This is a genomic window from Streptomyces sp. NPDC001373 (assembly GCF_042895815.1).
In the GTDB taxonomy this organism is placed as follows: Bacteria; Actinomycetota; Actinomycetes; order Streptomycetales; family Streptomycetaceae; genus Streptomyces.
Genome location: NZ_JBIAWQ010000031.1, coordinates 24,990 through 41,370, shown reverse-complemented (window position 1 = coordinate 41,370; position 16,381 = coordinate 24,990). Strand labels below are relative to the sequence as shown.

At 68.4% G+C, this 16,381-nt stretch carries 9 protein-coding genes and 1 pseudogene; 3 read left to right on the top strand and 7 right to left on the bottom strand.

Features of this window, described 5'->3' with window-relative positions; translation table 11 throughout:
* The coding region (locus ACFY15_RS35120; protein WP_390826867.1) for a transposase at nt 1-409 on the bottom strand (409 nt) is incomplete at its 3' end.
* Nucleotides 410-538: 129 nt separating this feature from the next.
* Here ACFY15_RS35120 and ACFY15_RS35115 point away from each other — a divergent pair.
* Complete coding sequence (locus tag ACFY15_RS35115; protein ID WP_390826866.1) at nt 539-1,723, top strand: IS701 family transposase; 1,185 nt, start codon at nt 539-541, stop codon at nt 1,721-1,723.
* 174 nt (nt 1,724-1,897) lie between these two features.
* Nucleotides 1,898-2,851: a sigma-70 family RNA polymerase sigma factor gene (locus ACFY15_RS35110; protein WP_390826865.1), complete on the top strand. Its 954-nt coding sequence runs from the start codon at nt 1,898-1,900 to the stop codon at nt 2,849-2,851.
* A gap of 154 nt (nt 2,852-3,005) precedes the next feature.
* Here ACFY15_RS35110 and ACFY15_RS35105 read toward each other — a convergent pair whose 3' ends face one another.
* The 5 genes from ACFY15_RS35105 to ACFY15_RS35085 all read right to left on the bottom strand — a co-directional run bounded on the left by ACFY15_RS35105 (nt 3,006) and on the right by ACFY15_RS35085 (nt 14,497).
* A complete protein-coding gene (locus ACFY15_RS35105) occupies nt 3,006-3,755 on the bottom strand; it encodes a transposase family protein (protein WP_390826864.1) in 750 nt (249 codons plus the stop codon).
* Between the two features lie 224 nt (nt 3,756-3,979).
* Nucleotides 3,980-5,305: a hypothetical protein gene (locus ACFY15_RS35100; RefSeq protein WP_390826863.1), complete on the bottom strand. Its 1,326-nt coding sequence runs from the start codon at nt 5,303-5,305 to the stop codon at nt 3,980-3,982.
* 37 nt (nt 5,306-5,342) lie between these two features.
* Complete coding sequence (locus tag ACFY15_RS35095) at nt 5,343-8,984, bottom strand: hypothetical protein (RefSeq protein ID WP_390826862.1); 3,642 nt, start codon at nt 8,982-8,984, stop codon at nt 5,343-5,345.
* Nucleotides 8,981-11,212, bottom strand: a complete 2,232-nt coding sequence (locus ACFY15_RS35090; protein ID WP_390826861.1) for a hypothetical protein — start codon at nt 11,210-11,212, stop codon at nt 8,981-8,983. Before ACFY15_RS35090 ends, ACFY15_RS35095 begins: the two co-directional genes overlap by 4 nt.
* Nucleotides 11,213-11,218: 6 nt before the next feature.
* The gene (locus ACFY15_RS35085) at nt 11,219-14,497 is read right to left on the bottom strand and encodes a DUF6603 domain-containing protein (protein WP_390826860.1); all 3,279 of its coding nucleotides are present in this window, start codon (nt 14,495-14,497) and stop codon (nt 11,219-11,221) included.
* A gap of 667 nt (nt 14,498-15,164) precedes the next feature.
* Here ACFY15_RS35085 and ACFY15_RS35080 point away from each other — a divergent pair.
* Nucleotides 15,165-15,907 (top strand): annotated as a pseudogene (locus ACFY15_RS35080) (transposase family protein).
* 82 nt (nt 15,908-15,989) lie between these two features.
* Here ACFY15_RS35080 and ACFY15_RS35075 read toward each other — a convergent pair.
* The gene (locus ACFY15_RS35075) at nt 15,990-16,373 is read right to left on the bottom strand and encodes a hypothetical protein (protein WP_390826859.1); all 384 of its coding nucleotides are present in this window, start codon (nt 16,371-16,373) and stop codon (nt 15,990-15,992) included.
* Nucleotides 16,374-16,381: the final 8 nt, after the last annotated feature.

Here is a 16,381-nt window from a genome sequence, read left to right as displayed (position 1 = left end):
CCTCCCCCTTTTGCCGGGCCTTCTCCGCCTCCTCGGCGGCTTTCTCCAAGGCGGCCAGGGCATCGGGCTCCAGGTGCATCCCGGCGGCGTCATGATGGGCCCGGACGGTGGTGGAATCCACACTGACCAGGGACAGGTCCACCTCGCCGCGCTTGGCGGCCTCCGCGATCGCGCCCTCCAGGACGGCCTCGAACACTCCGGCGTCCCTCCACTGCCGGAAGCGGTTGTGGACGGTGGACCAGGCACCGAACTCCCTGGGTATCTCACGCCACTGGCTGCCGGTCTTGAAGTGCCAGATCACGCCCTCGAACTGCTGGCGCAGCCGTTCGGGGTACGGGCCGTACTCGCCGATCGGCAGGTACGGCTCGATGAACTCCCACTCCGCATCTGACAGTTGCACTCGCGTCACGGCATACAGTCTACCGGATCAGGCCACGCCGCGAGGGCAACTTCCCAGAATGATCACGACCAAATACGCGCCCTAGTACTGCAACGGCGTTTGGCGTGACTGGTTGCCAGGGCGGTCGTTGGTCTGGTCATGGGTGGGGTGCTTGGGGATGTCAGGTCATGGGCGGCGGGTCTGGGTGAGTTGCACGAGCGGTTCGTGCACCGGTTCGCCCGGTCGGAGCCGCGGGAGTCGGCGTTGGCGTATATGCGGGGGCTGATAGCCCCGTTGGAGCGGAAGAACGGCTGGACGCTCGCGGAGGAGGCCGGTCATGGTGGCCCGGACCGGATCCATCGTCTGCTGAACCGGTGCGACTGGGACGCCGATGAGGTCCTGGCCGATGTCCGTGACTATGTAGTCGAGCATCTCGGTGACCCGGGTGCGGTGCTGATCGTGGACGACACCGGGTTTCTGAAGAAGGGTGTCCGATCTGCCGGGGTCCAGCGCCAGTACTCAGGCACCGCCGGGCGGACGGAGAACTGCCAGGTCGGTGTCTTCCTCGCCTATGCCGGCGAACGCGGCCGCACGTTGATCGACCGCCGTCTGTATGTGCCCACGTCATGGACGGAGGACCGGGAACGGTGCCGGGCCGCGGGCATCGAGGACACGGTCGCCTTCGAGACGAAAGTGGCCATCGCCAAAGCCATGGTCCGCCGGGCGATCGCCGAGAAGATCCCGTTCCGCTGGGTGACCGCGGACGCCGCCTACGGCTACTCCAAAGGCTGGCGGAGCGAACTCGAGCGGGCCGATGTCTTCCACGTCATGGCCACCACCCGTCACGACACCGTCGTCACCCGCTGGGCCATGGACCACCCCGTCCACGACCTGTTTCCCGGCCTGCCCCGGCAGAAATGGAAACGCCGTTCCTGCGGCAACGGCGCCCACGGGCCACGCGTCTACGACTGGGCCCGAGTGGAGGTCCGTCCCTGGCACCGCGAAGACCGACGGCATTGGGTGATCGCCCGGCGAAGTGTCCGCAAGCCCCAGGAGATCTCGTACTACATCGCCTACTGCCCCGCCGAATCCACCCTCGACGAACTGATCCACGTCGCCGGCAGCCGGTGGGCGGTCGAGGAATGCTTCCAGACCGCCAAACAGGAGTGCGGCCTGGACGACTACCAGGTCCGCCGCTATTCGGGCTGGCACCGCCACATCACACTGGCCATGGCCGCCCACGCCTGCCTCACCGTCCTACGGGCCCGCGAACAGGATGCCGGGAAAGCAGAAACGGATCCTCCCAGCTCATCCCACTCACCCTCCCCGAACTCCGACGCCTGATCACCCGCTTCACCCGACCCCGCCCGAGCATCGACCACGTCCTGCACTGGTCACACTGGCGTCGACGACGACAACACCAAGCCCGAATCAGCCACTACAAACAACGAGGCCACACACCACCAGAAACTGCCCAACCGTCACAGCAAAGACCGTTGCAGTACTAGGGTGATCCACATGGACACCGTCAGCGATCGCTTCGACACCAGCCGGTTCGAGGCCAGCCGGAACCGGCTGGCCTCGCTGGCATACCGTCTGCTGGGCTCCGCCGCCGACGCCCAAGACGCCGTGCAGGACGCGTTCTTGCGCTGGCAGGCCGCCGACCGGCAGCAGATCAAGGCCCCGGAAGCATGGCTGACCAAGGTCGTCACCAACCTGTGCCTTGACCGACTCCGCTCGGCACAGGCCCGCCGCGAACGTACCGCCGGCACGTGGTTCCCCGAACTGCTCCTCGACGGAGACCCGATGCTTGGGCCGGCCGACACCTTCGAACAGCGCGAATCGGTCTCCTTGGCCATGCTGACCGTCCTGGAGCGACTCTCACCCGTTGAGCGGGCCGTATACATTCTGTGCGAAGCCTTTTCCTACGGCCACGCAGAGATCGCCGACATCCTCGACATCACCGAGTCCGCGAGCCAACAGCACCTCCACCGCGCTCGGACCCGCATCGGCGCCACACATCGCCGCGGCGGCAGCGAAGTCGACCCGGCATCCGCCCGCAGGATCATCGAGGAATTCCTGAGCGCCGCCACCTCTGGCCGCACCGACCGCCTGGTGGCGCTGCTCACCGACGACGTGATCGCGATCTCCGACGGCGCCGGCCTGGCCGAGAAGCTCATGCGGTACGACACTCCGCAGCGCGTAGCCGCCGTCATGCGCGGCGGCTTCAGGCCCACGCCCGCGAAACGGCGCCTTGCCGGCGGCGCACCCGCCATCCACTACGCGCTCGTCAACGGCGCCCCCGCCGTCCTCTTCGTCCTCGGCGGCCAAGTTCTGGGCGCCGTGACGTTCGATGTCACCGAAGACAAGATCGCAGCGGTGCGCGGTATCGCCGCCGCGGGCCGGCTCGCGCGCCTCAACGAGGCTTGGCGGCAGCACGAACCCGACGCGCCGGTCATCGCCGCATGGTGACCGCATACCAGTGACGGTTACGTAAGCCCAAATTTAGTGACCTGTCGCGGTGGAGTGAAGTGATCCAGACCGGCTGCGCGGGTCAGCTCGACGACGCCACACCCAGCACGGCTTCGCAGTCATCATCAGGGGTGTCGCGGATCAGTGGGCGTTTTCAGCCTTGCCGCTCCAGGGTGAGGACGGCTTTGGCGATGACGGTCATGCGGTTGGGGCTGATGCGGGATCTGCGGAAGATCTGCCAGGACTTCAGCCGTGTCATGCCTCGTTCGACCGGTGCCCGGGCCGCGGCCAGGGCCCGGTTGACGGTGCGCTGGGTGAGGGTGAGCTCGCCGCCTGGTGGGCGTTTGAGTCCGGTGGTGACCCAGGGGCCGGCGCCCTGGTACGCGCGGTCGGCAAGGATGGGGACGCCCTGACGCTCGCAGATCCGGATGATGCGGTGGGTGCGGGCCGCGGTCAGGTCGTGAGTGCGGCCCGGCAGCGCGGGCGAGATCCACAGCACCTCACCGGCAGGATCGGAGATGACTTGGACGTTCACGCCGTGCCGGCGGTGCTTGGCCGAGTAGTCGGCCCGGCTGTCGCCGACGCGGTCGCATTCGGCGAGTGTCCCGTCCAGGAGGACGAACTCCGGATCGCGCTCGCGCAGAGTCTTGAGCAGGCCCGGCGCGCGATCGGCGGGCAGACCGGTCACGGCGGTGACGTATGCGTGGACGGTGCCGACGGATATCCCGAAGCCGGCCGCGATCCGGACGAGGGTGTCGTGGCGGCGCAGGTACACCAGAGCGATGAGCGCCCGCTGGTGCGGCGGGAGTTTGCACCTGCGGTCACCCTCACGGGTGACGATGAGCATCGTGACCCACTCGACGAGGGCATGCGGGAGGTCGAGTGCGGCAGGATAGGGAACCAACAGGGCTCCTGTGCCGATGGGTTGAGACTTCGAACACCTCCACCAACGGCACGGGAGCCTTGTGCGTTGCGGTCCTCACCTCGACTTGACCGGCATCACCCGATCAGTGGCCACGTTGAAAACGCTCACTGTTACACATCACCGACCAGAATGGTGCCCGCGCCGACAGAACTGACCGCGACGGGGCCAATGCGTGACCTGCGCCGGCGCCCCCGGCGGCCGGTTCAAAGTTGCGGGTCCGGGGTGACGGTCTGCTCATCCTGCGAGAGGTCTTCCGGCTCCTGCATTCCCTCCGGCTCCTTTCCAAACGAGCTGGCAGAGGAGACATGCTGTGTCCGCCAGGCGGCGTTGTTGTAGAGGATCCTAGAGGTTTGGGCTACCTCCTTATCGCCGCCATAGTCGGGCCCCTCCTGCAGGTACCTGTTCTTGTGACTTACGAAGCGGAGCGTGTCGCCCGCCCGGAGCACCCGATTTCCTCCTGCCTTGATATTGCCGTTGGCGGTGAGATTGTCGGTGATGGTGACGCTGTTACCGGGCAAGACGTTGACGTGACTGTTGATTTTGAGCGGTTCGCCGTACGGGCCGCGGAGGTCGGCGATCCGGACGATCTTCCCGGTCCCGACAGCGGTGACAGAGCCGTTGAAGGTGCTCGCCCCGGTGACGTTCAGGGCCGCGTCGACCTTCAGGCCCGCGTTCTGGCTGACCCTCAAGGGGTTGCTGCCCGCACCGCGCACCGATCCGGCGATCGTCAGGTCCTTGGCGGTGTTGCTGAGGCTGACGCTGTCGGCGAATGTGGCCGGGCCCTGGACGGTGAGGTTCCTGACGACGAGGTCAGGAATGCGTACGGTGACGGCCGTGGTCAGGGTGTGGGTGAGGGTGACGCCGCCGGCTGTGACCTCGGCGCGGAGCATGAAGCCGGTGACGGTGGTCAGGCCGCGCGGGGTGGACCAGACACGTTCCTTGTCAAGGGAGACTCCGGCGGGGGTGTCGCCCCAGTGCAGCGTGTACTTCGCGTCCGAGCCCTCCCAGCGGAGCACGGCTACCTCACCGTTCTCCACCATGATCTTCTCGGGCGCGAAATTCCGGAACACGAACCCGGCCGGGAACTTGTCCACCTCGACCGCGGCGTTCTTGTTGGTGAAGCTCCCGTTCGTCGTTGACGAACTTTCGATGATCTCGATGGAGACCTGACCCGCCGTGCGGTTGACTGCGATGTTGGACAGGGTGAGGGTGACGATCTGTCCGGTGAACTGTACCGCGCGGGCCGGGGTGAAGGTGATGACCGCGAAGCCGCCGGAGACGGTGGGGGGAGACGGCGTCCAGCCGGTACTGGCACCGGTCCTGATGCCGGCGCCTTCGGTGGTGAGGTGCTCGGCTCCCGCGCCGACCGGTACCCGGATGGTGATTCTGTTGCACCAGGCCGGGGTGGTGATCCCGCTGCCGACATTGATGTTGACGGAGCCGTATTCGGTTTCCTCAGCGGAGCTCACCCGCAGCGGCTTTGGGTCGGTCGACGGTTCGTATGGCAGCAGGTTGGTGGTGTTCACCATGACAACGCTCATGCAACAGCCCTTCTGGAAAGGAGGTTCAGGACGCCTCGGTCGCGTCGAGCAGCAGGTATCCGTACCGGGCCTCTGCCTGCGGATCCCCGAAGTGCGCCGTGGAATCGGCCGGAACGATCGGTAGCTCCACCCACTCGGTCTCCGAGCCACGCGGCTCGGCCCAACTCCACGCTCCGTGCCACGACGCGGGCTGCGGCAGCACCACACCTGCCTCCGTCGGCTCCTCCCCCGTCCACGTCCGCCGGGCTTCCTCGGCCTTGTCGACCCGCTCGGCCGCGAGCAGTGGACCGAGCCGGAAGGACGCCCGGATCCGCCGCATCGCCTCGGACACCAGGTCGTCGGGCAGCTGGACCTTGGTCACCGGGAGGATGTCCGTGGTGGCGTGCACCGCCGCGTTCGGATCCATCAGCAGCGTCAGGTGGTGCGTCACCGGCTGGTCCGGGGTGCGCGCGGGCACGGCCAGGCCGTGGCCTTTGTCGATCGGGGTGAGATAGCCCCCGCCGCCCTGCGGCATGACCGCGTGGAAGAGTTCGTACGAGGTCTCCTGGTCGGGCCCGGTCGCCCCGGCGAAGTATCCGATGAGGCCGTCGCCGAGCCGCTTCTCGTTGCCGAGGCGGACCGGCCAGCGGTAGCCGTCGTACTCCTCCTCCGACTCTCCAAGGACCTGGTCCCAGCTCGGGTTGCTCAGCAGCGGCCCCTCGAGCTCGACGCCCAGATCGGCGCGCACCAGTGCGAGCGGGCGGCCGATGAGCCGCAGCGCAGAGCCGTCCTCCTGCGCCGCGTCGTCGAGGATGGTGTCGAGGGTCTGGTCGATGGTGTCGAGCAGACCGGTGAGTGCGGCGGCGGGTTTGTCCTTGAGGGTGCGGACGAACCGGGCCAGGTGCGGCATGGCGTCCTCGAACTCCGGGGCGTCGACGTCGGGGTGGGGCGAGCCGGGGAGCGGTAGCCACACGCTGTCGTCCGCGCCGTCGATGTCCTTGACGACGCGGAGCTCGCCGAGACAGACGCCGTCGGGTCCGTGGACGACGAGGGTCTGGTCGAGGTGGTTGAGCAGCAGCCAGCCGGCCAGGGGGTTTTCCGTCGTGGTCGCGCGGGCCATCGGCGAGAGCCGCTGTCCGTCCACGGCGCGTACGGTCTCCAGCCGCACGCGGGCGCCCTGAAGGAGACGCGGGCCGAGCTGGACGAAGCGGGCCGTGCCGATGAGGTCCTCGTGCAGGACGCAGTCAGGGGCAACGCTCTCCGCGAGGGTGAGGGAGACCTGTTCGTAGTTGCCGCTGTTGACGATGTCGTAGGTGCGCCCGAAGCGGTCGACGATGCGCAGGTCGTGAAAGGTGAACTGGCCGGCGCGCACGGGCTGGAACGGTGTTCCGGGGTCATCGGCGGGTGGTTCGAGCGGGCCGCCTTCCGGGACGCTCTGGATGTCACCGACGAGCCTGGCGACGGCCTCGGGGACGTGCACGGTGGTCCTGGCGGCGCCGTCCTGCTGGACGAGCCAGTCGTGGAAGCCGTCGAGGCGCTGGGAGAGCATTCCCGGGTCGCCGAGTTCCTCGCGCAGGGCGAGCAGGCCCTCGGTGGGAGCGCCGGAGTAGGTGTCGAGGTAGTGGTCGATCTGCTTCTGCAGAACGAACGGCGCGCTCGGGGTGAGGAACGCCCGGTTCTTGAAGGCGAGCCACCGCAGGTCGGCTTCGCCACCGCCGGGCTGGGCTCCCCGGCCGGACCATTCGTAGCGGCTGCCGTTGAAGGTCCAGTAGGTGGTGTCGTCGGCCTGGAAGGGCGTGGGGCAGTACTTCAGTTCGTATTCGAGGTGCATAGGCAGCCAGGGCTGCCGCCATGGTGCGGTGTACTCGGGGACGGGCCCGGTGACGGCGGCGGGGTCCTTGAGGGCCGCGTCGAGAGCGCCGGGGACCCGGGCTACCTGGTCCAGGAGGGCGAACTCGGCGAGCAGCGGGGTACAGGCGTCGGGGAGACCGGCCAGTCCGGGGCTGGGCGGAGTGGTGGGCCGGTCGTAGGTCGTGCCGCCGACGGTGATCCGGGTGATCAGGGCCTCGGGAAGGCGGCAGGGCAGCGGGGTGTCCCGGGTGAGGGGCTCCTTGGCACCGGTGTCCTTGATGAGCACGACCGGGTCGGCGGGGCGGTAGTAGGACTCGCGGGCGGTGCGCTCCAGCTGGTAGCGCGGGTCGAGTCCGCGTTCGGTCGCGTACTTCGCGATGTCGGCCGCGAGTTCCTCCGGGGTGCCTCCGGTGGGCAGTTGCCTCAGCAGCACGAACTGTTCGTCGAGCAAAGCCTTGGTCCGCCCGGCCAGGCTCGTCGCATCGCTCTCGTTGAGCTGGACATCAGCTGCGGCGTCGAAACCTGCGGGGTGCTCAGGGGTGAACGGGGGAACCGGCTTGTTGCGCAGCCACCAGATGTTCCACAGACGCTGCTGAGAGTGGCGGAGCCTGAGCGTGAGGTCGTCGTACTGCCTTTGGACATCGTTGAGTTCGGTCAGCCATCCGGGTTCCGGCGGCGGGGGCGGCAGCTCGTCGTCGCCGTCGACGGGGCGCGCGGTCACCTTCCAGACATGGCCGCCGTCGGAGCCGGAGAACCAGGAGTGATGGGTGAGGGTGTCGAGGTCCTCTTCGCCGTCGGCGGTGTCGAGTGTTTCGAGGGTGCCGTGGAAGAGGGAGCGTACGAGGTCCCCGGTGCGCGCGGACCGGGTCTGGCGGGCGGCCAGCCGGCCGAGGGCTTCGGCGCTGCTGCTGCCCAGCGTGAGGATCTCGCTGAGTTCGATGTTGCTCGGTTTGTCGGACTCGTGGGTGGCGCCTTCACGCTGCCAGTCGACTCCCAGCGCCGAGCCGCTGTAGAGAGTGCGGTCCAGGGCGTCGACGGCGGTGCCGTCGGGTGTGTCCCAGCCGAGGGCTTCGAGGAGGTTGGCCGTCCCGCTCGCGTCCGGCGGAAGCAGACCGGGCACGGACGCGGCGTGGTTGAGGTAGTCGAGTTCGTCGTCGCTGTACCAGCCGACGACGAAGTAGCTCAGTGTCGCGTCGGGCGGGTAGTTGTCCAGGTCGCCTTTGAGGTCCTCAAGGGTGTCATGGATCGAGAACACGTCTTTGTTGTACGGCTGGTAGGCCGCGAAGCCGGGCAGTCCGGGCCCGGCCGCGGTCAGGTGCGGCTTCTGGGCGGGTGGTTCGGTCCACGGTGCCCGGGTGAGGTCGTGGCGGCGGCCGAGGAAGGTCAGCTCCAGCGGAGCGCCCTCCGGCGTATCGGGGTTCGGGTGCTTGTTGGTGCCGTAGATGTCGTTGCCGTCGGCGTCCTGGACCGGGCGGCTCTCCAGGTAGTCGCTCTGCACGATCCACCCGACGGCTTTGCGGTCCGCCTCCGCCTCTGTGGTGCTGTAGCGCACGACCAGCCAGCGGTTGGGGACGAAGGGGAAGGTCGTCTCCCCCGTCGTCTGGTCGTGGTGTCCGTTGGCCAGCGCCTCGGGCAGCTGCCACTGGACGTAGACGCCTTCGCTGTCCGCGCCCATGGTCTCGGTGCCGACGCCGGGGGGCGGTTCCGCGCTCGCGCCCTCCTCGACCATGGCGTCGAAGTTCGGTGTCCACCGGTTGAACGTCTCGGCGGTGCGGGTCAGCCGGTTGACGACAAGGGCGTTCACCTTGACGGGGACGATCAGGTCCGTGGCGCTCATCGGGCGGTCTCCGTCCGGGCAGCGGTGCCGGTGGGGCTGAGGATTTCCTGTTCCAGCGGGGCGTTGACGAGTTCCAGGGCCAGTTGTCCGGGGTCCAGGTCGGTGAGACCGAACTCCCGGGCCAGGGCAGGCACCAGACCGCCGGTGCCGAACATCCGGAGCACCGCGGGTCCGGTGTCCGGGTTGGAGCGCAGGTGGAGGTCGAAGAGGCTGCCGGTGGCCGGGTAGTAGGTCTCCAGCGGGGTGCCGATCGGCGGGTCGGTGGCCAGGCTGCGCAGGCCGAGGCGGTTCCCGGCGTCGATGCCGTAGTGGATGCCCTGTCCCGGTTCGCGGATGACGACCTTGTCGGGAACGCCGTCCCAGAGGACGAGCAGGATCCTCTTGTCCGGTTTGGCGCGGCGCAGTTCGCTCAGGACGGTTCCGTCCTCGAGGTAGGCGGAGATCTTGATGTCCGGCCAGGCGGGGACGAGTTCGGAGTGGATGAGCAGCCCGCCGGCGGCCCGCTTCGTGTTGCCCGACCGGGCGGTGGCCCGGTTGAGTTCGGGGGCGAGGCGGCTGTCGACGGAGGTGTGTACACCGACGTCGGCGGCTCCGGCGACGAGCGCGTCCAGCCAGCCCTGGTCGAGGCGGAACATCCGGAGGGATTCCAGGGGCAGCATGCGCGGGTCGGGCACGAGGTGGTGGAACGGCACGCCCTGGAGCAGGCCGAGGCGGGCCTGCCAGGCGGCGATGGCCTCGGCGTTGCGTTCCGCGGTGGTCCGCAGCAGGGAGACGGTGCGTTCTTCCGCGAGTACGGACCTTGACTGTGTACGTGTCACTCTCGGCTGTGGTGTCCTGCGTCCGGCGTCGTCCGGGAGCTGGGGGCTCTTGAGGCCGGTGCTGAGCCGCTCGCGGAAGCGTGCGGAGGCGAGTTCGCGCAGTGCGCCGAGGGCGGGCGGGGCATCCGGGTCGACCGAGGCGCGCGCCGGGTCTCCGGCCAGCGCCATCAGTGTCGTCGCCCGGTTGGCGAGTTCGCGGCGGGCCCGGCCGACGGTGGTGGTGTATTCGGGGTCGGCCAGGCCGATGGTGCGACCGAGAGTCCAGGCGACGGCATAGCTGACGTCGAAGATGCCGTGCTCGGGCTCGTAGATGAGCGCGTGGTCGGAGGTGGTGTGTGGGCCGGGGCTGTGCTCGGTGGGGACGTCGAAAGCGGTGACCGGGGTGGCCGGGCCGCGGTACCAGGCGAAGGTGCGTTCGCCGGAGAGGGTCAGGTGAGGGACGGCGGTGTAGCCGAGTGCAAGGCGCTCGCGGACGTAGTCGTCCTCGGGGTCGTCGGTGATCGGTGCGGTAACCGGTAGGCGCAGGGCGAGCTCTTCGGGCTCCTCGGCGCCGGGGGCGACGAGGTTCTCCAGCAGCGTTCCGGGGTCGGCGGCGGGCCCTTCGCTGCTGGTGAAGCTCCAGCTGTGCAGCGAGCACAGGCGGACGGCCGTGGTGCCGCCGGGCAGGGTGCCGGACAGGCGTCCCTCGAAGCCTTCGAGGGAGACGAGGTGGACGGCGTAGTTACCGGGGTTGTGGGGGAAGCGGTTGGCGTTGACGACCGCGTACTCACCTTCTTCGAGGACTTCGCCGTCGGCCCGGGTCTTGTTCGCGTCGACGACCTTGCGGACGTGGGCGAGGTAGTACATCTCGTCGTCGCGCGGGGCGACCGCGTTGAAGAGGTCCGCCGGGACGTCGATGGTCTGGCACTTGCTCCGGGCCTCAGCCTCGTCGACGCCGCCGGGCGGCAGGTTCGGGCCCTTGACCCCCGCCTCGGCAGGGTTGCGGAGCTCCTCGACGGTGCGCAGCACGGTGTCCCCGGACGCGGCGGGGTCGTCGGGCAGTTCGTTCTCGCCGAAGACGAGCAGGGCGAGCCAGGGCGGGCGGGCCGGGGGCGGCTCGGCGAGGGTTCCGGCGAGGTTGCGTTCCCAGGGCAGGATCGACCGGCTGAGGGTGATGTGCGGCAGGGTCCTGGTGTAGGCGCCAGTGCTTTCGCGCGGCGGGTAGTAGGCGTGGACGGACGCTTCGCTGAGCACGAAGCGGATGGCCTTGATCTCGAAGGTCTCCTCCGACGGGAGCAGCTTGTCCTGGGCGTCCAGTTCGCCGTCGGAGTCGCTGAGGGTGTTCTTGACCACGACCCGGTAGTCGCCGGGGGTGGCACGCGGGATCAGGTGGTCGAGGAAGTGGATGCGCAGATCCGGTTCAGCGGTCACGGCCGGTCACCTCGTCGCGGTGGTGGTCAGGGGCGGGGTGGTCAGGCTGCGGCCGGCGAGTGCGGCGTAGCCGGTGAGCGGACTGTCGGTGCCGGCGCCGGGGCCGGCACCGAGCCGGGCGAGGGTGCTGAGCGCGGCGGTGCGGAGGTCCTTGACGGTGGGGGCGGCGACGGTTTTGACGATGGTCCGGATGCTCTGGTCGTCGGCCCGCGGCTCGGGCCCGGCGGGGGCGGACACGCGCAGGGGCATGCGGCCGTCCGGGAGTCCTTCGTAGGAGAGCGCCTGTGAGGTGACGGGCCCGGTGTCGGTGCCGTAGTCCGGCTTGGGGAGGGTGATCCTCAGGCCGGTGAGGCGGTTTTCGAGCAGTTGGTCGCCGTGAAGTGCATCACCGGGTTTGGCCAGGGGCTTGCCCCACAGGCCGGGGGCGACCGTGCCGGTGACCGGCTTGGCCACCCAGTGATGGTCGGTGGGGTGGAAGGTCGTGCCGTCCTTGGTGATGGTGACCCGGTGGGCTGAGGTGACACCGGTCTTCCGCATGGGGCGGATGTCAATGGTCCCCTCGTCGGACTGCTTGATCAGCCGTTCGTTGATGTACAGGTGTGAGGCGGGGATGCCGGCTTCGGTGGTGAAGGTGAATCCGGCCGAGGAGACGAGGGTCGGCTCCTTGGCGGCCGCACGCCGGGTGATCTCGCCCTGATCGGCGTCGGCGAGCAGGCCCTCGTTGGGGATGACCCGGGCGGGTGCGGGGATCTGGGTGCGGAACTCGGGCCAGTCCACGGCGGGGGTGCTGTCGCGGGAGGAGCCGAAGCCGAAGCTGAAGGAGATGAACCAGAGTTTGACGGTGGCCCGGCCCCCGAAGGGCGGCAGCCACAAGTGGAGGTCGATGCCGACCTCGACGGAGATGCGGACCCGGACGAACCAGACTCTGATGGTGGCCGCGACGCCGATGCTGATGCCGAGCCGGACGTCGAGGTAGAAGGGTTTCCACTGGACCAGCACGTCGAGGTGTGCGGTGAACCACGCGGAGAAGATGCCCTTGTCGTAAACGGCGGCCAGGCGTCCGCCGAACATGAACGCGGCGGGCGTGATCGCGGCGTATGCCTCGGCCCGCACGGTGATGTCGCCGGCCGGGGACCACACGAACCCGAGTCGTCTGGGCCGGGGGTAGTGTGTGGGGACGTTGTAGTCGGGGTGGTAGCCGCCGAGGCTGATGGCGAAGTCACCGGCGCGGCCTCCGCCGGTCCAGACGTAGACGGCGATGCCACCGGTGAGTTCGATGGACGGATCGAGCACGTAGCTGCCGGGCAGCAGAGCCACGTCCATGGACAGGCAGTGCTCGGCGGAGCTGAAACCGAGGCTCAGGCCGATGTTCACCCTGGCGATGGCCCGGGCGTTCGGGTTGAGGGTGCGCGGCAGGCTGACGGAGGTGCGGCCGAGCAGCATGGCCTTGACGGAGTCGCCGAGTTCGATGACGGCGAGGGCTTTGGTCTCGATGAAGCCGAAGCTGGTGAACTTCACTCCGGCGGCGATCCAGTACTGGCCCTCGGTGGGGCGGATCCAGCCGGTGGGTCCGGTCAGGGCCTTGAGTGCGTCCTCGGGGGTGTACGGCGTCGGGGCCGGCATGCCCGGCAGGGCCTGGGCCGCGTCCAGTCGTGCCACCAGAGGGAATTCGGCGATCTCGGCACCGGTGGGGACCTTCTTGAAGGAGCTGTTGATCCCGAATCCGGCGGAGAAGCCGGTGACGGTGAAGGGTGGCGGGCCGAAGACCGAGGCGCCGCCGAGGAGGGAGATCTCGCCGTAGATGAAGACGGAGTGCCAGCCTTCGACGCTGCGTGCCCACACGGCCTGGGCGCCGAGTTCGACCGCCATCGCCTGGACGAGGATCAGTCCGGCGAGTTCGAAGTCGAGGGAGGGGTCGTCGGGTGTCTTGTTGAGCAGGCCGCCCTTGAGGCCGATGAGTCCGTCGGCGGCAGTGGCTTCGATGTTCATGCCGTGCAGGAAGGGCAGCAGCGGGAAGCCGCCGCTCATGCCGACGTAGAAGCCGAGTCCGGCGACCTGCCAGGTGAGAGAACCGATCGTGACCTGGCCCTGGAGCTCGATCAGCAGGCCCTTTTTGCGGTCGTAGCGAAATACGATCGACGAGAGGTAGACCGGCCCGAACTGCTTGCCAATCACGAACTCGTATTCGAGCTTCGGCTTGTCCGGGCTCTCCGGAGCCGGTCCGAATTTCGGCGGGACGGTGATCACCAGCGCCGGGGTCGGATGGCCCATGACCGTGAGGTGGACCGCCGCACTCACGTTCTTGCCCAGCGGGACCCCTGCCGCCGCGTTCACCACCGGCAACTGCTGGAGCGGGCCGAGGTCGTACTCCGTGACGACCCGGTTGATCTTGATGACGTCTTCGGCGCTGAGGTTCTCGGAGACGTACATGATCTGGAGCGCGGGCAGGGACAGCAGCCCGTTGCCGATCATGGGTCCGACCACCGGCAGCCCGGAACCGTCCCAGTCCGTGCGGGCCCGGACCATGGCGACGGTGGTGGCCTTGGCTTTGCCGTCCTGGCCGGTGCGGCCGAGCACCGTGGTACGCAGCACCAGCAGTTCCACTGGGTTCGCGCCGGTGCCGTGGTCCACCGGCGCTTCGGCGGTGACCATCAGGTTGTCCATCTTGCCCATCGGGTGCTGGTGCAGCTGGACCCGCTCCAGCCAGTCGACCAGCGGTCCGGGCAGTTCGACGCCGTACTCGCCGAGGGCTTCGAGCAGCGGGGTGATCAGCAGCGGCGGTCCGTCGAGGGGCTGGGCCGTGCCGATGGACTCCTTGCGCAGTTCGGCGCGGAACTCCAGCGGGTCGGCGATTGCCCCGCCAAGCTGGAAGCCCACCCAGGGCCCGGTGCCGGGGCACCGTCCGGCCGCGGCCGCGGCCTGTCCGGCGGCCAGCAGGACCCGCAGTGACCGGCCACCGGACAGCCCGGTCAGGTCGACGCGGGCGACGGCAGTCTGGAGCAGCCAGGTCGCCGGGCTCGCCTCGAAGAGCAGCGCATCGACCGCGGTGCCCGCGGCGAAGAACCGGGCGCTGGCCGGCATCGCCTCACCGGCCAAAGTGACTTTGCCGGTCACTGTCAGAGCGGCGCTGTCGGCAGTCGCCTCACTGAGGGTCAGAATGCCGTTGGGCAGGTGCTCCAGGGACCCGGCCTCGCCGGTCAGCCCGAGCCGCCCGGTGTCGAGCTCGAACGTACCGGCACCCCCCGCCGGGAACAGTGCAACCAGTTCGTCGACCGTCAGCGCCATGGGTGACCCCTGCCTGTGGACACGGTTGAGTGAGGCGCCCGCGGAAATGCGGGGCCTCTGTGCCGGTATATGCCGTTACGGAAAATAAAATAGGCGAAGGTCACGGAAACATCAATGCGGAGCGTGCGGGCGGCACAACCATCCGGCCGATACGTCTGGAAAACATCGGCCAGGTACCTGGAAATGGCCACCTCTTTTCCGTCAAATGTTCTTTCATGTGAGGGGATTTATGATATTTTTCGGGTCACCGAAAGCGGACATCTGAGGGCTGTCCCATAAATGGCGGCCGAGGCAGGTGGGACACGATTGCCCGAGCTGGCAGCGGACGAGCGGTGGCAAGATGACGGTTTCGACCACCCCGAGAGGCCGCTCTCGTGCCCACCCCCACTGACTACCTTGCCCTTGCACGTACAGAGAGGGACGTCTCTGCCCTGCAGGGTCTCGCGCAGTGTCCGTACCCCTTCGTCTGGCAGGCCCTGGCAACCAATCCCCACACCCCGTCCGCCGTCCTCTTTGACCTGAGCGCAGCCCGCGACAGTGAGCGTTTTCAGCGTGGCCACTGATCGGGTGACGGGGGCGGGAGTGAGGGAGGGGTTCGCAACGCACAGGGCTCCCGTGCCGTTGAGGGAGGTGTTCGAAGTCTCAACCCATCGGCACAGGAGCCCTGTTGGTTCCGAATCCTGCCGCACTCGACCTCCCGCACGCCCTGGTCGAGTGGGTCACGATGCTCATCGTCACCCGTGAGGGTGAACGACGGTGCAAACTCCCGCCGCACCGGCGTGCGCCCGTCGCTCTGGTGTACCTGCGCCGCCACGACACCCTCTCCCGCAACGCATCCGGCTTCGGGATATCCGCCGGCACCGCCCACGCGTATGTCACCGCCGTGACCCGCCTGCTCGCCGAACGGGCTCCCGGCCTGCTCAAGACTCTGCGCGAGCACGATCCGGAGTTCGTCCTGCTGGACGGGACCCTCACCGCGTGCGACCGCGTCGGCGACAGCCGGGCGGACTACCCGGCCAAGCACCGCCGGCACGGCGTGAACGTCCAGGTCGTCACCGACCCCTCCGGTGAGGTGCTGTGGATCTCGCCCGCGCTGCCGGGCCGCACCCACGACCTGACCGCGGCCCGCACCCACCGGATCATCCGGATCTGCGAGCGTCAGGGCGTCCCGATCCTCGCCGATCGCGCCTACACGGGCGCCGGCCCACCACCGGCCTCAAACGACCGCCCGGCGGGGAGCCCACTCCCACTCAGCGCGCTGTCAACCGCACCCTCGCGCAAACCCGGGCCCCTGCCGAACGCGGCATGGCACGGCTGAAGTGCCGGCAGAACTTCCCCAGATCCCGCGTCAGCCCCAACCGCATGACCGTCATCGCCAAGGCCGTCCTCGCCCTGGAGAGCCAACGCTGAAAAGGCTCAGTAAGAGGACCCAGGTCGGCGATGTCTTGACCACTGGCCACGTAGTGGACATGGGCAAGCAGCAACGGCGAGCTCAGTTGCCCACGTACCAGAAGGCCGCACCGAGGAACACGGGCAGGGTGAAGGCTATTTGGAGGGCCCACGGGGTGGCCGTCCCGTCCTCCGGAAGGTCCGGGTTCTCCGCCCGGTCGGCCATGTACGCGCGAAGCGCCTTACCGTGCCCCAGGAAGCCCGTGGCGATCGCCAAGTTGATCGCGCAGTAGACGGGGAGCAATTCGGTGATGGGCCACTTGTAATTAAAGGTGAAGGTCATGATGGCGATAAACCCCGCAACCGGACCACAGGACACGAAGATCTTCTGCCCTCGGTTGGCCATCCCCGGGAACAGCGTCGCGAAATAGAGCGCCACGCCGGCCGCCGCGAACACCCACCACAGTGGAGAGGTCTTTTCTAGCATCGATATCC

Bases quoted from the DNA above. Each gene is read 5' to 3' on its own strand.
- ACFY15_RS35085 (WP_390826860.1), bottom strand. From the start codon at position 14,497: ATGGCGCTGACGGTCGACGAACTGGTTGCACTGTTCCCGGCGGGGGGT.
- ACFY15_RS35100 (WP_390826863.1), bottom strand. From the start codon at position 5,305: ATGGTGAACACCACCAACCTGCTGCCATACGAACCGTCGACCGACCCA.
- ACFY15_RS35095 (WP_390826862.1), bottom strand. From the start codon at position 8,984: ATGAGCGCCACGGACCTGATCGTCCCCGTCAAGGTGAACGCCCTTGTC.
- ACFY15_RS35075 (WP_390826859.1), bottom strand. From the start codon at position 16,373: ATGCTAGAAAAGACCTCTCCACTGTGGTGGGTGTTCGCGGCGGCCGGC.
- ACFY15_RS35110 (WP_390826865.1), top strand. From the start codon at position 1,898: ATGGACACCGTCAGCGATCGCTTCGACACCAGCCGGTTCGAGGCCAGC.
- ACFY15_RS35115 (WP_390826866.1), top strand. From the start codon at position 539: ATGGGTGGGGTGCTTGGGGATGTCAGGTCATGGGCGGCGGGTCTGGGT.